General features: G+C 61.7%; 16 protein-coding genes. 11 read left to right on the top strand and 5 right to left on the bottom strand.

Features of this window, described 5'->3' with window-relative positions; all coding sequences use genetic code 11:
- Positions 1-110 precede the first annotated feature (110 nt).
- Complete coding sequence (locus tag QZ571_RS11675; protein ID WP_295534843.1) at positions 111-956, bottom strand: EAL domain-containing protein; 846 nt, start codon at positions 954-956, stop codon at positions 111-113.
- A gap of 172 nt (positions 957-1,128) precedes the next feature.
- On the opposite strand from QZ571_RS11675, the gene QZ571_RS11670 reads away from it, so the two are divergent.
- Positions 1,129-2,367, top strand: a complete 1,239-nt coding sequence (locus QZ571_RS11670; RefSeq protein WP_295534841.1) for a PAS domain-containing protein — start codon at positions 1,129-1,131, stop codon at positions 2,365-2,367.
- A 172-nt stretch (positions 2,368-2,539) separates the two neighbouring features.
- Here QZ571_RS11670 and QZ571_RS11665 read toward each other — a convergent pair whose 3' ends face one another.
- Positions 2,540-3,085: a TlpA disulfide reductase family protein gene (locus tag QZ571_RS11665; RefSeq protein ID WP_295534838.1), complete on the bottom strand. Its 546-nt coding sequence runs from the start codon at positions 3,083-3,085 to the stop codon at positions 2,540-2,542.
- Positions 3,086-3,111: 26 nt separating this feature from the next.
- On the opposite strand from QZ571_RS11665, the gene argH reads away from it, so the two are divergent.
- The 3 genes from argH to QZ571_RS11650 all read left to right on the top strand — a co-directional run bounded on the left by argH (position 3,112) and on the right by QZ571_RS11650 (position 8,698).
- Entirely contained in the window at positions 3,112-4,518 is a 1,407-nt protein-coding gene (argH, locus tag QZ571_RS11660) for an argininosuccinate lyase (protein ID WP_295534834.1), read from the top strand.
- 107 nt (positions 4,519-4,625) lie between these two features.
- A complete protein-coding gene (gene lysA / locus QZ571_RS11655) occupies positions 4,626-5,891 on the top strand; it encodes a diaminopimelate decarboxylase (protein ID WP_295534830.1) in 1,266 nt (421 codons plus the stop codon).
- Between the two features lie 38 nt (positions 5,892-5,929).
- The gene (locus QZ571_RS11650; protein ID WP_295534827.1) at positions 5,930-8,698 is read left to right on the top strand and encodes a DUF4175 domain-containing protein; all 2,769 of its coding nucleotides are present in this window, start codon (positions 5,930-5,932) and stop codon (positions 8,696-8,698) included.
- Positions 8,699-8,771: 73 nt separating this feature from the next.
- Here the strand turns inward: QZ571_RS11650 and QZ571_RS11645 are convergent, their stop codons facing one another.
- Positions 8,772-10,031, bottom strand: a complete 1,260-nt coding sequence (locus QZ571_RS11645; RefSeq protein WP_295534824.1) for a zinc-ribbon domain-containing protein — start codon at positions 10,029-10,031, stop codon at positions 8,772-8,774.
- Positions 10,032-10,170: 139 nt separating this feature from the next.
- Here QZ571_RS11645 and QZ571_RS11640 point away from each other — a divergent pair, with 139 nt between their 5' ends.
- From QZ571_RS11640 to QZ571_RS11630, 3 genes are read left to right on the top strand one after another with little or no spacing between them, the layout of a single operon-like run.
- The gene (locus tag QZ571_RS11640; RefSeq protein ID WP_295534821.1) at positions 10,171-10,842 is read left to right on the top strand and encodes an ATP-binding cassette domain-containing protein; all 672 of its coding nucleotides are present in this window, start codon (positions 10,171-10,173) and stop codon (positions 10,840-10,842) included.
- Entirely contained in the window at positions 10,842-11,738 is an 897-nt protein-coding gene (locus QZ571_RS11635) for an FtsX-like permease family protein (protein ID WP_295534818.1), read from the top strand. The genes QZ571_RS11640 and QZ571_RS11635 overlap by 1 nt, the downstream gene beginning before the upstream one ends.
- Complete coding sequence (locus QZ571_RS11630; RefSeq protein WP_295534815.1) at positions 11,738-12,514, top strand: 1-acyl-sn-glycerol-3-phosphate acyltransferase; 777 nt, start codon at positions 11,738-11,740, stop codon at positions 12,512-12,514. The genes QZ571_RS11635 and QZ571_RS11630 overlap by 1 nt, the downstream gene beginning before the upstream one ends.
- 46 nt (positions 12,515-12,560) lie before the next feature.
- Here QZ571_RS11630 and QZ571_RS11625 read toward each other — a convergent pair whose 3' ends face one another.
- A complete protein-coding gene (locus tag QZ571_RS11625; RefSeq protein ID WP_295534812.1) occupies positions 12,561-13,520 on the bottom strand; it encodes an acetyl-CoA carboxylase carboxyltransferase subunit alpha in 960 nt (319 codons plus the stop codon).
- A gap of 155 nt (positions 13,521-13,675) precedes the next feature.
- Between QZ571_RS11625 and QZ571_RS11620 the strand changes: the two genes are divergently transcribed.
- Positions 13,676-14,143 (top strand): GyrI-like domain-containing protein, encoded by a 468-nt coding sequence (locus QZ571_RS11620; RefSeq protein ID WP_295534809.1) that lies wholly within the window; start codon positions 13,676-13,678, stop codon positions 14,141-14,143.
- A 162-nt stretch (positions 14,144-14,305) separates the two neighbouring features.
- Here the strand turns inward: QZ571_RS11620 and QZ571_RS11615 are convergent, their stop codons facing one another.
- Positions 14,306-15,262, bottom strand: coding sequence for an L-malyl-CoA/beta-methylmalyl-CoA lyase (locus QZ571_RS11615; RefSeq protein ID WP_295534806.1), 957 nt, complete (start codon positions 15,260-15,262; stop codon positions 14,306-14,308).
- Positions 15,263-15,528: 266 nt separating this feature from the next.
- Between QZ571_RS11615 and dgcN the strand changes: the two genes are divergently transcribed.
- The 3 genes from dgcN to QZ571_RS11600 all read left to right on the top strand — a co-directional run bounded on the left by dgcN (position 15,529) and on the right by QZ571_RS11600 (position 18,441).
- Entirely contained in the window at positions 15,529-16,530 is a 1,002-nt protein-coding gene (dgcN, locus tag QZ571_RS11610) for an N-acetyltransferase DgcN (RefSeq protein ID WP_295534890.1), read from the top strand.
- A gap of 72 nt (positions 16,531-16,602) precedes the next feature.
- On the top strand, positions 16,603-17,565 hold the full coding sequence (dgcA, locus tag QZ571_RS11605) for an N-acetyl-D-Glu racemase DgcA (RefSeq protein ID WP_295534803.1): 963 nt from the start codon (positions 16,603-16,605) through the stop codon (positions 17,563-17,565).
- Positions 17,566-17,580: 15 nt separating this feature from the next.
- On the top strand, positions 17,581-18,441 hold the full coding sequence (locus QZ571_RS11600; protein ID WP_295534800.1) for a D-amino-acid transaminase: 861 nt from the start codon (positions 17,581-17,583) through the stop codon (positions 18,439-18,441).
- Positions 18,442-18,451: the final 10 nt, after the last annotated feature.

Here is an 18,451-nt window from a genome sequence, read left to right as displayed (position 1 = left end):
ATGCGCGGGTCAGGTCAAGTCGAAACGCTCGCAGACAACTTGGGTCGCGCAATTTTGTTGCGCGACGAATATCCCTTGGATGGGAGGCCTTTTGGCCCAAACCCGGTCGGTCAGGCCGTCTTGCGCGCAGATGGCAGAGCCGTGCTCCAGGGCGGGCGCACCGTAGGGACGCCGAAGTAAAAGCCCTGCAGACAATCGACGCCGATCTGGGCGAGATACTCTGCATCTTGTGAATTCTCGACAGATTCCGCGACCGTGAACATTTCGAAATGACGCGCAATATCGATAAGCGATTTCGTCAGCGCCTGATTGTCGGGATCGCGCGCGATACCACGAATGAACTGCCCGTCGATCTTGAGAATGTCGAAATAGAACTCGCGCAGATGGCGAAACGAGGTGTAGCCCGCCCCGAAGTCATCCAAGGCAAAACTGACGCCGCGCGCCTGCAAATCCTCCATGAAGACACTCACCAGTTCAGGCATGAGCATCGCCGAACTTTCGGTGATCTCCAAAATCAGGCGATCGGCGATGGTTTCGTCAATCGCCAGCCCGCGATTGAGGGCCTTCATCCAGGCCGGATAGCCGATAGATCGCGCTGACATATTGATCGCAAGGCGCAGGCTGTCATTCTCCAAAAGCGCGCCAAGCCCCATCTCGATCGCCAGACAGTCCAGCTTGCGGCCCAATTCCGTTATCTCGACGCTTTCGATGAAATCCTTGGCGGGGATGATGCGACCGGATTCATCAAGCACGCGGATCAGCCCTTCATAAAAGGCGGGGCGGTCGGGACGCGTGGTTTGCACGACGGGTTGATAGGCTAGCAAGACGTCGCGGCGCGCAATCGCGTCGCGCACCAAGGCGATGGTCTGGCGGTCTCGTTCTGCCACGGCATAAGCAAGCGGGCTTCTCAGCTCTGCACTTATAGGCTCTTGATCTGGCTCTTCGCGATTCGTCATGTTCCACTCCATCACCAACACCGCCTAATTTGGAATAGAGGCGCTAATAAGCAGTAAAAGAGCCTGCCTCTTTCCCGACGTGGTTAATGGGCGCAACAAATCCGCTTTGGCGTAAATGCTTCGGTAAGTTTCGCGCGCTACCTTCAGGCGAGTCGCAGCAGCCGAGGGTCAGATGAGCCATCAAGTCGAAACCGCAGAACGCCACGCCGGGGAAATGCCCTTCCAGCTTGAAGAGCTATTTTATTCGCGTACCGATACGCGCGGTGTAATTCTTTCGGGCAACGAAGTGTTCCGCCGGGTCTCAGGGTTTGAATGGGGCGATCTTTTGGGGGCGCCACATAAAATCGTACGTCACCCAGATACGCCGCGGGCCGTGTTTCGGATCCTGTGGGATGCGATCCAAAAAGGCTACCCGATGGGCGCCTATGTCAAAAATAGATCAAAATCAGGGGGCTGGTACTGGGTTTTCGCTATAGTCCTGCCGATTGATGGCGGTTTTTTATCGGTGCGGCTAAAGCCGGTCAGTGATCTGTCTGACAAGATGAGACGATCCTACGCGACGTTTTCCGAACGCGAACGCGTTGAGAAAATCGATCCCGAGGAAAGTGCCGGAATGCTGCGTCGGGGCGCTGAGGCGGACGGGTTTTCAAGCTATACCAATTTCATGGCCCATGCCTTGGGCCATGAATTGGCCGCGCGGGACCGCCAATTGCGCCGCACGGTCGATCCGCGCACCCAAGTTTTGGCTGAGATGAACACTGCGATGGTGCGCGCCACAAAGGAACAAGTCGGCTTGCTGCGCAGTTTTGAGGCGCTGCAATCCGTACCCAATAATATGCGCATTGTCGCTTCGCGGCTAGAGCCCTCTGGGGGGCCGGTCTCGGCGATTTCCGAGAATTACAAAGCGTCCTCTGTGGTGATTTCCGATCGTTTGCGCAGCTTCGTTGCCGGGGATGGCAATATTTGCGATCAAATGTCGCGCGAGGTGGCGCGGGCGTTGTTCTTGCTGGGTAGCAGCCGCGTGCTGTCCGAGATGAATGCGAAACTCGAGCAGGTGGTGCCGGTTGAGGGCATTGATTGGGTGAAAGAGCGTGAGTTGTTGAATGAGCTAGAGCAAAAGGCGTCAAATGATGCGCGCGCAGTCATGGGAAAGGCTGCTGCGATTGCCGCTCAACTGACCCAGCAAAGCCGCGAGATTCGGCGCCAGATGCTGGGGCTCGATACGATCCGGGTACTTGGACGGGTCGAGTGTGGCCGGATGCGCGATAATTCTGGCGGGTTGAGCGCGACAATCGATCAACTCGACGGGTTTCATGACGACATCAAAGGGCGCTTGGAATCGATCATGCGCTTGTCCGAAGAGATTGAGCAGGCAATGACCCGATATCTGCGCCAATCCAAGGCTGCCTAGGCGCGTTTCTTGATCAAACCACGCTGGCACACTTGAATTGCTCAGCGGTGTTTGAACTCCACGTCTGCCCGTGCATGACCATGAAATCAAGGGCGGCGCGCGGGCGCTTTGAGATTGAGGATCGCTCCGGGGCAGACGCGCCTTGATCGCGCGCTGCCCGTTTGCTGACCTCTCAGTCTGTGATCATCGCCTTGATCAGCGCCTTGGCCTCGGGCGAATCCCATTGCGCCCCACCAATCATCCGCCCAACCTCGTGCCCGTCTTTGTCGATCAGCACCGAGACCGGCAGCCCCAAAACCCCCATCGCGCGTGAGGCAAATGCAGCGGGATCGTAAAAGCGCGGGATAGCGTCGAGCTTTTCATCGTCAAAGAAAGCCCCCACTTTCGCTGGCGAGTTTGACCCGCCCGTCGCGATAGCCACCACAGCGAAATCATCCCCGCCCAACTCTTTTTCGAGCGCATTGAGATAGGGCATTTCCTCGCGGCAGGGCGGACACCAGGTTGCCCAGAAATTCACCAACACCACCTTGCCTTTATACTCTGCCAAAGAGTGTTCTTCCCCCGCGTCATCAACGAAAGAAAACGGCGGCACCGGCAAAGGTTTGGAATAGGTGACCAGCGATTCCATCTGCCCTTGCTTGAGAGCATTGAGATCGGCAGCTTGCGCAACATTTGCACCCAGTGCCAGCGCCGTATAAAGGACAAGAAACCGTAACATATCGCCTCCGTAAAAGGGCTCGAACCATGACCGATAGCACCAAAGACAGTCAAGCCTCCAACGCGATGTGGGGCGGGCGTTTCGCCGCTGGGCCAGATGCGATCATGGAGGCGATCAACGCATCCATCGGCTACGACCAGCGGCTCTATGCCCAAGATATCCGTGGCAGCCGGGCCCATGCTGCGATGCTCGCCGCACAAGGCATCATTAGTGATAAGGACGCGCAGGCCATCGGGGAAGGGCTGATCACGGTTTTGTCAGAAATCGAGGCGGGGGATTTCCCGTTTTCGACCGCGCTCGAAGACATTCACATGAATGTCGAGGCGCGGCTCAAGGATCTGATTGGCGAGCCAGCGGGGCGTCTGCACACCGCGCGCTCGCGCAACGATCAGGTCGCGACCGATTTCCGGCTGTGGGTGCGCGAGCAATGCGACGCCGCAATCACCTCGCTCGACGCGCTGATCCGCGTCGCCGTGACGCGCGCCGAGGCGGGCGCCGATTGGGTGATGCCTGGTTTTACCCATCTGCAAACCGCCCAGCCCGTGACCTTTGGTCATCATATGATGGCCTATGTCGAGATGTTCGCGCGCGACAAATCCCGCTTTGAGGATGCACGCAAGCGGATGAACGAATGCCCCTTGGGCGCGGCAGCGCTGGCGGGCACCGGGTTCAATATTGACCGCCATGCGACGGCGCAGGCCTTGGGCTTTGACCGCCCGATGGCCAACAGCCTTGATGCGGTGTCGGACCGTGATTTCGCGCTGGAATTCCTGTCGGCTTCGACGATCTGCGCTGTGCATCTGAGCCGCTTTGCCGAAGAGCTCGTGATCTGGTCCTCGGCGCAGTTCCGCTTTGTGTCGATGTCGGACAAATGGTCGACGGGCTCCTCGATCATGCCGCAAAAGCGCAACCCCGACGCCGCCGAGTTGATCCGCGCCAAGATCGGGCGCATCCTTGGGGCTTCGGTCGCGCTGTTTACCGTGATGAAGGGCCTGCCGCTGGCCTATTCCAAGGACATGCAGGAAGACAAGGAACAGGTCTTTGATGCTGCCGACAACCTGATGCTGGCGCTGGCCGCGATGGCCGGGATGATCGGCGATCTGTCGGTGCATCAGGCCAATCTCGAGGCCGCTGCTTCGGGCGGGTTCTCCACAGCGACCGATTTGGCCGACTGGCTGGTGCGCGAGGCGGGTTTGCCCTTCCGCGACGCCCACCACGTCACCGGCTCGCTGGTCGCGATGGCGGAAAACGCGGGCTGCGATCTGCCCGATCTGACGCTGGAGCAGATGCAATCGGTCAATCCCGCGATCACCGAGGCGGTGTTTGGCGTGCTGGGCGTGCATAATTCCGTGGCCTCGCGCCAATCTTACGGCGGCACCGCGCCCGATCAGGTGCGCGTGCAGGTGGCCCGCTGGAAGGAGATACTGGGATGAAACTCACGGCCCTTCTGATTGTCTCTCTTTTTGCCCTGACCGCCTGTGGGGTCGACGGTGCGCCCACGCCACCCGATCAGGTCACCACCCAGTAACCGGAAGATATCATGGATCATTTTCTGTATCGCGACGGCGTTCTGCATGCCGAAGATGTGCCTCTGCCCGAAATCGCGGCCAGTGTCGGCACGCCGTTCTACGTTTATTCAGCAGCGACTTTGACGCGCCATTTCAAGCTATTCCAAGAGGCGCTCAACTGGACCGACCACCTGATCTGTTTCGCGATCAAGTCCAATTCCAACCTCGCCGTGCTGAAATTGCTGGGCGATCTCGGGGCAGGGATGGATGTGGTCTCGGGCGGCGAATATCGCCGCGCGCGCGCCGCTGGCGTTCCGGGTGACCGGGTCGTTTTCTCGGGCGTCGGCAAGACCCGCGAAGAAATCACCTATGTGCTCGAAAACGGCATCCGCCAGTTCAATGTCGAAAGCGAACCCGAACTCGAGGCGATCTCGCAAATTGCCTCAAAGATGGGCGTCACTGCCCCGATTGCGCTGCGCGTTAACCCCGATGTGGACGCCAAGACGCATGAGAAAATTGCCACCGGAAAATCGGAAAACAAGTTCGGTATCCCGATTGCCAAGGCCCGCGCGGTCTATGCGCTGGCGGCGAAATTGCCGGGGATCGACGTGGTCGGCGTCGATGTACATATTGGCAGCCAACTGACGGATCTGGAGCCGTTCGAGGCCGCATTTACCAAGGTGCGTGACCTCACGCTGGCCCTGCGCGAAGACGGCCATGATATCCGTCGTCTCGATCTGGGCGGCGGGCTTGGCATTCCTTACGAGCGGTCGAACTCCGCGCCGCCTCTGCCGATCGAATACGGGCAAGTGATCGAGCGCGCGCTGGGCGATCTGGGCTGCGAGATCGAGATCGAACCGGGCCGGCTGATCGCGGGCAATGCCGGGCTTTTGGTAACCTCGGTGATCCATCTCAAAGAGGGTGAGGGGCGCGATTTCCTGATCCTCGATGCGGCGATGAACGACCTCGTTCGTCCGTCGATGTATGGCGCCCATCACGATATCGTCCCGGTGATCGAACCCAGCCCCGGCACGCCGTCGGCGCCCTATGACATTGTCGGTCCGGTCTGTGAAACCGGCGATACATTCGCCAAAGCGCGCGACATGACGCCGCTGGCGCCGGGCGATCTGGTCGCGTTTCGCTCGGCCGGGGCCTATGGCGCGGTGATGTCGTCGGAATATAACTCGCGCCCGCTGATCCCCGAAGTTCTGGTGCAGGGCAGCGAATTTGCTCTCATTCGGGCAAGACCGACCTTTGCGGAAATGCTGGCGCGCGATAGCATACCCGAGTGGCTCTGACCCGGTGGGCGGGAATCAGCGGCCCGTGAAAGGGAGACATGCCGGTTAAACGCTGGTTTGCCAAAGCAATGTCGCGCGCACAGCGCGTGGATCGGAGCGAGCAAAGCGCCTTGGCGCGACTGGCCCGCCCGATTGCGCTGACCCATGCCGGGATGGTGTTGGAGCGTGGCTTGCGCGCCTTCTGGCCACTTTTGTCGCTGCTGGCGCTGATTATCACGGCAGTGGCGTTTGCGCTGCCGCTGGAATTGGGGGCGGCGGCGCGCTGGTTCTGGCTTGTTGCGCTGCTCGCGGGGCTGGCAGCCCTTGGCTGGGGCGTCTGGGCCATGCGCTGGCCGCGCCGCGCCGAAGCGATTGCCCGCCTTGATGCCACGCTGCCCGGCCGACCGATTTCGGCGCTGACCGATGAGATGGCTTTGGGCGGGGATGACCCGGCGGCGCGCGCACTTTGGGCCGCGCATTTGCAGCGTATGGCACAGACTGCCGCCGCTGCCCGCGCCCCGCGCCCCGATCCTGATCTGGCGCGCCGCGACCCTTATGCGCTGCGCCTGACTGCGCTGAGTGCGCTGGTGGTAGCGGTGATTTTCGGCGTGCCCCAACGCATTTGGCACCCGAGCGAAGGGATGACCGGCACCCCCGGCACAGCCGAGGCCGCGATGGGCCCAAGCTGGGAGGGCTGGGCCTCGCCGCCGCGCTATACCGGCAAGCCGGGGCTCTATCTCAACAAGGTTGAGGGCGACACGATCAGCGTGCCCGAAGGCACCCGGTTCTCGATCCGTCTTTACGGCGCGACGGGGGCGATCGGGTTTTCGCAAAGCGTGTCCAACCCTGCGGCACTGCCCCAACAGGGCGCGGCACAGGCGGGCGTGGGCATCGAAACCCATGAATTCGAGGCCGAGCGCAACGGCGTGATCTCCCTCAAAGGGCCCGCGGGGCGGGTATTTCATGTCGTCGTCGCGAGCGATAGCGCGCCCACGGTCACGCTGGAAAAGATCGCCGAGCGACGCGCCGATGGCAAACTGTCCCAGCCATTCCGGGCACAAGACGATTACGCGGTGACCACCGGGCGCGCGGTGATCCAGCTTGATCTGGCCAAGGTGGATCGCCGCTATGGCTTGGCTGTGGCCCCCGAACAGCGCCCCGATCTGGTTTATGATCTGCCGATGCCGATCACCGGATCGCGCGCCGATTTCACCGAAAATCTGGTCGAGGATGCGGCCAAACATCCTTGGGCGAACCTGCCCGTCAAGCTCACGCTTGAGGTCGAGGATGGTCGCGGCCAGACCGGCACCACCGGCACGCAGGAAATGGTTCTGCCGGGCAAACGGTTCTTTGATCCGCTGGCAGCGGCGTTGATCGAGGTGCGCCGTGATTTGCTGTGGTCGCGTGCCAATGCGGGCTATGATGCCGATCTGCTGCGCGCGCTGACCAACCGCCATGAAGGCTTCATCAAGCGCGAAGAGGTCTATCTGATGATGCGCCTCGTGATCGGGCGGCTTCAGGATGCCAACCTGACCCCCGAGGTGCGCGACGAGCTTGCCGAGGCGCTGTGGCAAATGGCCGAACTGGTCGAGGATGGCGGTCTGGCCGATGCGCTGGCCGCGATGCAAAAGGCGCAGGAAAAGCTGTCCGAGGCGATCCGCAACGGCGCCAGCCAAGACGAGATCGCCAAGCTGATGCAAGAGCTGAAAGAGGCGACCGACAATTACATCAAGATGCTGGCCGAGCGCGCGCAAGAGAAGGAAGACGGCCCGCAATTTGGCGATCAGAACCAGCCCAGCCAGCAGATCACCGGCGACCAGATTCAACAGATGATGGACCAGATCCAGAAGTTGATGGAAGAGGGCCGGATGGCCGAGGCGCAAGAACTGCTCGATCAGCTTGCCCGGATGATGGAGAACCTCAAGGTCACCCAAGGCCAAGGCGGGCAGGGCGATACGCCCGGCGGCAAGGCAATGCGCGACCTGCAAGACACGCTGAAAAAGCAGCAAGACCTGTCGGATCAGGCCTTCCGCGACCTGCAGGACCAGTTCATCAGCCCCGAGGAACGCCAGCGCCAAGCCGAGAACGGTCAGCAGGTTGAGCAGGGCCAAGGCCAGCAGGGCCAGCAAGAAGGGCAGGGTCAGCAAGGGCAAGATCAGCAGGGCCAGCAAGGGCAGGGCGACCAACCTGGCTCACAGCAGGGCCCCGGCCCGGGCGGCCAAGATCAGGCGCAGCGCGATGGGCAAGGCCAAGGCGACCAACCCGGGCTCGAGGGCGGGCAGGGGGGCACGCAGGGCCAAAGCCTTGCGCAACGTCAACGCGATCTGCGCCGCGAACTGGACCGCCAGAAAGGCCTGTTGCCGGGCTATGGCGGCGAGGCGGGCCAAGAGGCCGAGAAACGCTTGGGCGATGCCGGGCGCGCCATGGATCAGGCCGAACAGGCGTTGCGCGAGGGCGATAACAGCACCGCCATCGACCGTCAGGCCGATGCAATCGAGGCGCTGCGCGACGGCATGCGCGCACTGGGTCAGGCCATGCGCGGCGATCAGGCGCGCCAACAAGGCCAGCCGGGCGAAAGCGGTCAGGAACAGGCGGGCCAGGCCGGTCAGAATGGCAGCCGCGAGATGGCGCGCGATCCTTTGGGGCGCGCGCAGGGTGACGGCTCGCAAGTCGGCACGGATCGCGAGATGCTGCAAGGCGAGGATGTCTATCGGCGCGCGCAAAACCTGCTGGATGAAATCCGCCGGCGCTCAGCTGATCGGTTGCGCCCCGAAGAGGAACTCGACTACCTCAAGCGGTTGCTCGATCAATTCGGCAATGCTGGCTAGGGCACTCAGGAACGGCGAAACCGCGGGGTGATGACGCGCGAAAAACCGTCAGGCCTGATCGGCACGGACGGGATTATTGCGCGCCCGCGCTATCGCCTTGCAGCTTATCGGTGATCGCGCTCATCTGCGCATTCAGCCAAACTCGGCCCTCATCGACCGTCGCGACATAGCGTGCCAAGGGGGCCTCGGTCGCTGGCACGCGCGCGCTGATCTGGGGGGCGAAAATATAGGCCAGCGCCAGAACCGCTGCGATCGCGATCACCAGCGTGAACCCGCGCGAAAACCCGGACCGCCTCCGCGCCGCCATCTCTGGCGAGCTTTCGGCAATCGACTCGCCGGCGCGGTCACTGGTTGCGGTTAACGTGTCGTTGATCTCGTCAATATCGGGCAGCCGCCCGCGCCCGCGCGTATGCTGCGGATCATCGGGCTCACTGCCATAAAGATCGGCCACGCGATCCTCATCCTCGGCATCGGGGTCGTTGAGATCGGAGAAATCGGGCACCGCGCGGCGCTGTGCGGCCAACCGGGCGGCGGGCGCAATCGGGGTCTCGTCGACCTCTTGCGCGCCATCAAGCGCCATCTCGTCTTGCACCTGCATCTCGCTCACGCCCTCGGCGCGGCGTTGTGCAGCTTCGCGTGCGGCCTCTTCGCGCAGCACCGAAAGCAGGCTGTCATCAAGCGGCTTGCGCGGTGTCGAACCGGCTTTGGGCGCGGCGCGCATCGCGGCGCTTTCGGCGCTTGCCGCCACAAGTGCGGCGATGGCGGCATCGGTCAGATCGTCGTCTTTTGCGGCGGGCTCGGAATCCGACGAGTCGCTACTTGCTACGTCGTCTTGGTCGAGATCAGCGTCTAGATCGGTGGGCGCAGGGGCGCTGGACTCCGGGGCAGACGCTTGGGTGCCCTCGGTGTCCTCCGCCTCATCGGCGTCGAAATCCCAATCGATGGGATCTTCGTCATCCTCAAGCGCGTCTTCCAATTCGGGGGTGTCTTGCGCGACCTCTTCTTGCGCCACGTCAGGCTCGGATGCGAGGTCTTGCTCAGGCTCAGGCTCAGGCTCAGGCTTGGGCGCAGCGTCCAGCGTCGCCTCTGGGGAAGCCGGCGAAGCGATGGGCGACGCTTTAGGCGCGTCAACCGCGCTTTCCCATTCTTCGGCGTCCCAATCTTCTGGCACGGGATCGGGGCTGACCGGATCGGCATCCGCATCAAGCATCGCTTTACTCGGCTGAAACCAGCCATGTGCGCAATTCGAACATTGCACATCGCGACCGTTCGGTGGGATGACCGCATCGTCTACTTCGTACTGAGCGCCGCAATTGGGGCAAACCAAGCGCATCTTATATCCCGTCCCTGCCCATGTTGGCGTTTTGCTGTTCTGGCCAACTGCTTCTTTATGTTGTAGCAAGCGCAAGGCGAAAGTCCAAGCATTTTGGTCACACAGGGCCTTTGAGGCGCACAAAATAGAGGGCTTGGCAGTGATCGAACTGCAACATGTGGCGATGAGCTATGGCGGGGGAGAGCTGTTAAGCGACATGTCGCTTAGCTTGGCGCCCGGATCGTTTCATTTTTTGACGGGCCCGTCGGGGGCAGGCAAGACGACGTTTCTCAAGTTATGCTACGCGGAATTGCTGCCCTCTGCGGGGCAAATGACGCTGTTTGGCAAGGACGCGTTGGCGATGACGCGCGATGATATTGCGGGCATTCGCCAGCGTATTGGCGTGGTGCATCAGGACTGTCAGTTCCTCGAACATCTCTCGGTTGAGGAAAACGTCGCCCTGCCGTTGACGGTCTCGCGCCGTCCGGTGAATGCGCCGGAACTGCGGGAATTGTTGGGCTGGGTCGGGCTGAAACATCGCCGCGAGGCCCGCCCGGCGCAGCTTTCGGGCGGCGAGCGTCAACGCGCCGCACTGGCGCGGGCGATCATCATGTCACCCGATGTGATCTTGGCCGATGAGCCGACGGGAAACCTCGATTGGGAAATGTCGCTGCGCCTTCTGTCGCTTTTGGTGGAACTCAACCGGATGGGCAAAACGGTGGTGATCGCGACCCATGACCTGAATCTGATCCGTCAGGCCAAGGCGCAGGTCTCGGCACGGGTGCTGCGGATCGCGAACCGGCGGTTGCAACATGCGGGGGCGGATCTGTGATGCGCGCGCCGCTGTCCTTGCTGAAATCAGAACGTCCCAGCGCAGATCGCGTGGTGCCGCCCACCGGCTTTACCGCGCGCTTGACGCTGCTCACCGCCGCCGCGATGGCGTTTCTGGCAGTCTTCGCGCTGGCCCTGTCGCTGGCCACGGGGCGGCTGGCCAATCGCTGGGCCGATAGTCTGGCGCGTTCGGCCACGATCCGCATTTCCGCCCCGCCCGATCAGATGGAGGCGCAGGTCGCTGCCGTGCTGGCGGTCCTTAAAACGACGCCAGGCGTGGCCAGTGACCGGGTGCTGGGCAATGATGAGATGAAGGCGCTGCTCAAGCCGTGGTTCGGCCCCGATCTGCCCGTTGACGCGCTGCCGCTGCCCAAACTGATCGCGGTCACCGAGACCAGTGAAGGCGTTGACTCCGAAGGGTTGCGCCTGCGCCTTCAGGGCGAAGCGCCCGGCGCGGTGTTTGATGATCACACCCGCTGGCGTCGCCCGTTGGTGGCGGCGGCGGAACGCATCCGCTTGCTGGGGCTGATGTCGCTGGTGCTGATTTTCGGGGCGATGGCGGGGATGATCACGCTGGCCGCGCAAGCTGCCTTGGCCGCCAATGGGCAGGTGATCGCCACGCTGCGGCTGGTGGGCGCGCGCGATACGTTCATTGCGCGCGCTTTTGTGCGCCGCTTTACGCTGCGCGGGCTCGCAGGGGCTGGGCTGGGTGTGCTATTGGGAATGGTGGCGGTGGCCGCACTCCCCTCGACCAATGAGGCTGGTGGCTTTTTGACCGGCTTGGGCTTTAGCGGTTGGGGCTGGCTCTGGCCGCTGATTATTCCGCCAGTGGCTGCGATTGTCGCCTATGGCGCGACCCGTTTTGCCGCCACACGAATGCTTCGGAGAATTCGCTGATGACAGAGCCTACGACCCCCTATCACCCCGGCAAGATCACGTGGTTCAGCTATGTGCGCGCGGCGGTGTTTTATTTCCACATCTCTTTGGCGACGCTGTTTTTCGGCATCTGGGGGCTGATATTCCAGCTACCCCGCGGTCGCATCGGGGCACATCGGGTGGCCTCGGTCTGGTCGGGACACCTGCTGGCGGCGGCGCGGTTCTATCTGGGGCTGCGCTATGAATTGCGCGGCGAGATGCCCACCGGCGATTGTCTGGTTGGGGCCAAGCATCAAAGTTTCTTTGATATTCTGATCCTCGCCCATCACATGCCGCAGCGCTCTTTCATCATGAAAAAGCAGATCATGAACGTGCCAATCATGGGCTGGTTCGCGTTGCAGGCGGGCTGTATCCCGATTGACCGCTCGCGCGGGTCAGAGGCGATGAAGGTGATGCTTGAGGGCGTGAGAGAGGCGCAAAAGAATGGTTTGGGCCAGTTGATCATCTACCCCGAAGGCACGCGCACCTATCCCGGTGAAAAGCGCCGCTACAAGCAGGGGATCGGGGTGATTTCGAATGCGACGGGCCTGCCGGTCTATCCGATTGCAACCAATGTCGGCGTGTTCTGGAGCAAGCGCGGCTGGCCGATCCATTCCGGGGTGGGCGTGGTCGAATTCATGCCCCCGATTGCGCCCGGCCTGCCTGCGGCCGAGCTGCTGGCCGAGTTGCAACGCCGGGTCGAGGCGGAGTCAGATAAACTGATGGCCGAAGCCGGGTTCATCGCGCCCAAGGGCTAAGCTGGCTGTCTTAAGCTGACGGGCTGTGACGGGGGCCGGGCGCGCGTTACGCCGCCAGCCCCTTCGTGCCGATATCGAGGAATTTCTTGCGCCGCGAGGCGATCAATTCGGCGGGGGCCATCCCGTCCAACTCGGCCAGCATCAGCTCAATCTCAGAGCCGACCGAGGCAATGGCCGCACGCGCATCGCGTTGCGCCCCGCCCATCGGTTCTTTGATGATCCGGTCGATGACACCCACCTTTTTCAGATCTTGCGCGGTCAGGCGCAGCGCCTCGGCGGCTTCGCGCATCTTCTCGGAATCCTTCCACAGGATCGAGGCGCAGCCCTCAGGCGAGATCACCGAATAGACTGAATGTTCCAGCATCGCGACGCGATCCCCGGTGGCAAACGCCACAGCTCCGCCCGAGCCACCTTCACCGATAATCACCGAAATCAGCGGCACGCCGATCTGCAGACATTTCTCGGTCGAACGCGCGATGGCCTCGGATTGGCCGCGCTCTTCGGCGCCCTTGCCGGGATAAGCGCCGGGCGTGTCGATCAGCGCCACCACGGGCAGTCCGAACCGATCTGCCAGATCCATCAAACGGACTGCCTTGCGGTAACCTTCCGGGCGCGCCATGCCGAAATTGCGCTCAATCCGGCTGGTGGTGTCATGCCCTTTTTCATGGCCAATCACCATCACCGGACGGTCATTGAGACGCGCGATCCCGCCCATCACCGCATGGTCATCGGCAAAATTGCGATCGCCTGCGAGGGGGGTGAACTCGGTGAAAAGTTGGTCGATATAAGCGCGGCAATGGGGCCGTTCGGGATGGCGCGCGACCTGGCATTTCCGCCAGGCGCTGAGATCTTTATACAGATCGCGCAGCATCGTATCGGCTTTCTTGTCGAGGGCCTTGGCCTCTTTTTCGACATCCATCTGCTCGTTTTTGCGAGCCAGCGCACGCAGCTCTTCGGCTTTGCCTTCGATTTCGGCGAGCGGTTTTTCAAATTCGAGATAGGTCATGGATCACCCCGGTGTCGCAAACTGATCCTTTCTATGAAGCGCGCGTGCTGGAAATGCAACCGGGCGCGCGGGACTATGCCGCAGTTGCGAAGTCGCGTCTGGCTGCTAGGCTTTCTGTTCAAGGACGGACGTGACTCAGCAAGATGGGGGGCGCTATGGCGTTTGAAGTCGAATTGAAACATCTACCTTCGGTGCGCTTGGCCGGGTTGGCACATCGCGGACCCTATCCCACAATCGGGCCGATCTTTCGGGAATTGGCCGGGCTGATCCCCGAACCCTCATGGGTCGAGGTCGAAGCCGGCGCGATGATCGGGCATGACAATCCGCGCGTCGTGGCACCTGAAGATCTGCGCTCGCATGCGTGTTTTGTCGTCAGCGAGGGCTTTGCGCTGGTGCCGCCGCTGGAAGAAATCCGTTATCCTTCAGGGCGTAACGCGATTTTGCGTGTGCAAGGGTCCTACACCTTATTGCCCGAGGCCTATCGTTGGCTGGTTGAGGAGTGGTTCCCAAATTCGGGCGAACGGCACCGCGATTTGGCCATGTATGAGGTTTATCTCAACGATCCCAGCAATACCGCGCCCGAGGATCTGGTGACGGAAATCCGTTTTCCGCTGAAAGGCTGAGCCGCGTCACGCCCTTGTCACATCCGTATGGGACTGGCTGGCACGAGATACGGAGACGCCCCAGCTTTGGGCCGGGGCGTTCCTATTCCCTCATGCGACCGGGCCTCCCCTCCCTGTCGCTCCGGGATTCCATCACTATACCGCGATTCGTTTTTACGCGGCTTAGTTTTTAATCATTTCAGCCTGTCTGACAATCACTTCTGCCTGTTTTATCGAGGCGATGTCGACAAGGCGCCCTTTGTAAACAGTTGCGCCCTCGCCGCGCGCGGTGGCGTCCTGCATTGCGGCCAAAATTTCGCGCGCTTCGTTCACTGCGGCGTCCGAGGGCGTGAAGACCTCATTGGCCAGCGCGATCTGCTTGGGGTGGATCGCCCATTTGCCGACCATGCCCAAAGTGGCCGAGCGCAAGGCCTGCGCGCGGAAGCCCTCATCATCAGAGAAATCGCCAAACGGGCCGTCGACCGGCAGGATGCCATGGGTGCGACAGGCCGCGACGATGGCGGTTTGCGCCCAGTGCCACGGGTCTGACCAGTATTTCGCCCCCTCGCGCAGCATGTAGTAGTTTTCCTGCGTGCCCCCGATCCCGGTGGTTTGCATCCCCATCGAGGCCGCGAAATCCGCAGCCCCCAGGCTCATCGCCTGCAAGCGGGGCGAGGAGGCCGCGATTTCCTCGACATGGGCGATGCCTGCGGCACTTTCGATGATCACCTCAAAGCTGATCTTTTTCTTGCGCCCCTTGGCGGTCTCGATCGCTGTGACCAGCGCGTCGACGGCGTAAACATCCGCCGCGCACCCCACTTTCGGAATCATGATCTGGTCGATGCGTTCGCTGCCCTCTTCCAGCAATTCAAGCACATCACGATACCAATAAGGCGTATCCAGCCCGTTAATGCGCACCGACAGATATTTGCTGTTCCAGTCGATCTCGTGGCTGGCCGCGATGATATTGCGCCGCGCCTGCGCCTTGTCGTTGGGCGCAACCGAATCCTCAAGATCGAGGTTGATGACATCGGCTGCCGAGGCTGCCATCTTGGGGAAAAGCTTGGTATTGGAGCCAGGGCCAAAGAGCTGGCAGCGGTTCGGACGGGCCGGGGAAGCGGGTTGGACGCGGAAGCTCATGGGAAGGCCTTTCGCAAGTAAGTTACGTTTCTCGTTGCGGTTTGGGTATATTGTTGCGCGCGCCCTTGCAAGGCGATTTTGCGCGTGCAGAATCGTCAGCCGCAATGCAGCATGACCCTTGGGCTGCGTGGGCATTTCGGCGGCAATTTGGGGTGTTGGGCGAAGAATCTCCCGCTAGACCCGCCATGATGCGCACAAATCCCCAAGAAATTTCCCGATCGCGCCCTATCATCACTCTGAATTCGCAACAGGAGACCCAAATGGCACTGATCGACACCCCTTATCTGCTGTTTCTGGGCGATGCGCCCGACCCGCTGGCTGCGAAAGTGGCGCAAGGGATCAAAGATTGGCGCCCCGAATTTGCCATTGGTCAGTTCCGGATGGAGGGCTGTGAGGCCGATATGGGCATTCCCGACATGGACCTTGCGCAAGCCATCGCGGCGGGCTGCAAGACGCTGGTGATCGGGGTTGCCAACCGGGGCGGCGTGATCAGTCAGGCGTGGAAAAAGGTGCTGGTGCAGGCGCTGGAAGAGGGGCTCGATATTGCCTCGGGGCTGCACAACCTGCTGCGCGACGAACCCGAATTGGTCGCCGTGGCCGAGGCTTGCGGGCGTCAGTTGCATGACGTGCGTATTCCGTCGGTGAAATACCCGATCGCCAATGGCGAGAAACGCACCGGCAAGCGCTGTCTGGCGGTGGGCACGGATTGCTCGGTCGGCAAAATGTATACCGCGCTGTGTCTGGAACGCGAGATGCTGGATCGTGGCATGAAGGCCAGCTTCCGCGCGACTGGCCAGACCGGTATTCTGATCACCGGTGACGGCGTGCCGCTGGATGCGGTGATTGCCGATTTCATGGCCGGCTCGATCGAATATCTTACGCCCGACAATGACCCCGATCATTGGGATCTGATCGAGGGGCAGGGCAGCCTGTTCCACATCAGCTATTCGGGTGTGACGATGGCGCTGATCCATGGCGGCGCACCCGATGCGCTGATCTTGTCGCATGAGCCGACGCGCGCGCATATGCGCGGCTTGCCCGGCTACACGCTGCCCTCGCTTGAGGCGCTGCGCGATATGGCGCTCAGCCTTGCGCATGTGGTCAATCCTGACTGTCAGGTCGTGGGCATTTCGGTGAACACGCAAAAGATGCCCGAGGATGAAGCGCGCGCCTATCTGGCCAAACTCGAGGCCGATATGGGCTTGCCCGCCACCGACCCGTTCCGTTTTGGCGCAGGCAAGCTGGTGGACGCGCTCGCTGCAATCTGATCGGATGCGCAGGTGGCCGGGGGCAGGAGCCTCCGGCGGGAGTATTTTGAGCTAGATGAAAGAGAGGCGCTTATGATCCGCGTTCAGCATGACACCTTCAAATTGGCGCAGGTGTTCACCATCGCGCGCGGGTCTAAAAGCGCGGCCGAGGTTTTGACCGCCACGGTGGATCGCGACGGCGTGAAGGGCTGGGGCGAATGTGTGCCCTATGCGCGCTATGGCGAAAGCCTGGACAGTGTCACCGCCCAGATCGAAAGTTTGCCTGCGGGCATCACGCGCGCCGAGTTGCAAGAGGCCTTGCCCGCAGGGGCCGCGCGCAACGCGGTCGATTGCGCCTTGTGGGACTGGGAGGCCAAGCGCGCGGGCAAATCGGTTTGGGAACTGGCCGGTCTGGCGCGCCCTGAACCGCTGATCACCGCCTACACGCTGTCGCTTGATACGCCCGAGGCGATGCGCGCCTCGGCTGCCGCGCAGGCCCATCGCCCGTTGCTGAAAATCAAGCTGGGCACGCCTGATGATCTGCCGCGTTTGCGCGCGGTGCGTGAGGGGGCCCCCGAGGCCCGCATCATCATCGATGCCAATGAGGGATGGGAGCTGGAGACCTTCCTTGATCTGCAAGCAGAGCTGCACCGTCTTGGTGTTGTGCTGGTCGAGCAACCCTTGCCGGCGGCGGCGGACGAGTCGCTGTCGGGGGTCGAGCGATTGGTGCCGATCTGCGCCGATGAAAGCTGCCATGACCGCGCCAGTCTGATTGACCTACGCGGCAAATATGATGTCATCAATATCAAGCTCGACAAGACCGGCGGGCTGACCGAGGCGCTGGCCCTGCGCGCGCTGGCGCATTCGGAAGGGTTTGGTGTGATGGTGGGCTGCATGGTTGGCTCGAGCCTCGCGATGGCGCCGGCGGTGCTGGTCGCGCAGGGCGCCGATTTCGTGGACCTTGACGGCCCGTTGCTTCTGGCCGAAGACCGCAGCGTGCCGTTGCATTACAAGGGCAGCAAAATGGACCCGCCCGAGCCAGAGCTTTGGGGCTGAGTGAAGGAGATCGAAATGAGCCGGACTGTCTATCTGAACGGGGCGTATCTGCCCGAGGAAGAGGCCACGGTCTCGATCTTTGACCGGGGCTTCGTGATGGGCGACGCGGTTTATGAGGTCACCTCGATTTTGGGCGGCAAGATCCTCGAATTCGAGGGTCACATGAACCGTCTGGCCCGCTCGCTCAGCGAGTTGGAGATGACCTGCGATCTGAGCCGCGAGCAATGGATCGAGATCCACCGCGAGCTGATCGCGCGCAACAATATTGACGAGGGGCTGGTGTATTTGCAGGTCTCGCGCGGCAATGCGGGGGATCGCGATTTCCATTACCCGCCCGCAGGCACGCCGCCCACCGTTGTGCTGTATACCCAAGCCAAGACGAACCTCGCCAATGATCCCAAAGCCAAGATCGGCATCAAGGTGATCTCGCTGCCCGATCTGCGTTGGCATCGCCGCGACATCAAGACCGTGCAACTGCTCTATCCCTCGATGGCCAAGATGGCCGCTGAAGCGCAGGGCAAGAATGATGCGTGGTTCGTTGAGGACGGGTTTGTCACCGAGGGCAGCTCGAACAACACCTATATCGTCAAGGGCAACAAGATCATCACGCGGCATCTGTCGCATGATATCCTGCACGGGATCACCCGCGTCTCACTGCTGAAATACGCCGCCGAAGCGCAGATGGAGATCGAGGAACGCCCTTATACCATCGCCGAAGCGCAGGCCGCCGATGAGGCGTTTTTCACCTCGGCCTCGGCGTTCGTGATGCCGGTGGTCGAGGTCGATGGCGCGACGATCGGGTCAGGTAAACCCGGCCCCGTGGCGGCGCGTCTGCGTGAAATCTACCTAGAGGAAAGCCTCAAGGCCGCGATCTGATCTGCGCCGG

Source organism: uncultured Thioclava sp. (genome assembly GCF_913064665.1).
Lineage (GTDB): Bacteria > Pseudomonadota > Alphaproteobacteria > Rhodobacterales > Rhodobacteraceae > Thioclava > Thioclava arctica.
The sequence above is the reverse complement of the archived record's forward strand: the minus strand, read 5'-3'. Positions and strand labels throughout refer to the sequence as shown.

Excerpts from the sequence above, each read along its gene's own strand:
- QZ571_RS11615 (WP_295534806.1), bottom strand. The coding sequence starts at position 15,262 with ATGAGCTTCCGCGTCCAACCCGCTTCCCCGGCCCGTCCGAACCGCTGC.
- QZ571_RS11625 (WP_295534812.1), bottom strand. The coding sequence starts at position 13,520 with ATGACCTATCTCGAATTTGAAAAACCGCTCGCCGAAATCGAAGGCAAA.
- QZ571_RS11630 (WP_295534815.1), top strand. The coding sequence starts at position 11,738 with ATGACAGAGCCTACGACCCCCTATCACCCCGGCAAGATCACGTGGTTC.
- QZ571_RS11675 (WP_295534843.1), bottom strand. The coding sequence starts at position 956 with ATGACGAATCGCGAAGAGCCAGATCAAGAGCCTATAAGTGCAGAGCTG.
- lysA (WP_295534830.1), top strand. The coding sequence starts at position 4,626 with ATGGATCATTTTCTGTATCGCGACGGCGTTCTGCATGCCGAAGATGTG.
- QZ571_RS11665 (WP_295534838.1), bottom strand. The coding sequence starts at position 3,085 with ATGTTACGGTTTCTTGTCCTTTATACGGCGCTGGCACTGGGTGCAAAT.
- QZ571_RS11620 (WP_295534809.1), top strand. The coding sequence starts at position 13,676 with ATGGCGTTTGAAGTCGAATTGAAACATCTACCTTCGGTGCGCTTGGCC.
- dgcA (WP_295534803.1), top strand. The coding sequence starts at position 16,603 with ATGATCCGCGTTCAGCATGACACCTTCAAATTGGCGCAGGTGTTCACC.
- QZ571_RS11600 (WP_295534800.1), top strand. The coding sequence starts at position 17,581 with ATGAGCCGGACTGTCTATCTGAACGGGGCGTATCTGCCCGAGGAAGAG.
- argH (WP_295534834.1), top strand. The coding sequence starts at position 3,112 with ATGACCGATAGCACCAAAGACAGTCAAGCCTCCAACGCGATGTGGGGC.
- QZ571_RS11650 (WP_295534827.1), top strand. The coding sequence starts at position 5,930 with ATGCCGGTTAAACGCTGGTTTGCCAAAGCAATGTCGCGCGCACAGCGC.
- QZ571_RS11670 (WP_295534841.1), top strand. The coding sequence starts at position 1,129 with ATGAGCCATCAAGTCGAAACCGCAGAACGCCACGCCGGGGAAATGCCC.
- QZ571_RS11635 (WP_295534818.1), top strand. The coding sequence starts at position 10,842 with ATGCGCGCGCCGCTGTCCTTGCTGAAATCAGAACGTCCCAGCGCAGAT.
- QZ571_RS11645 (WP_295534824.1), bottom strand. The coding sequence starts at position 10,031 with ATGCGCTTGGTTTGCCCCAATTGCGGCGCTCAGTACGAAGTAGACGAT.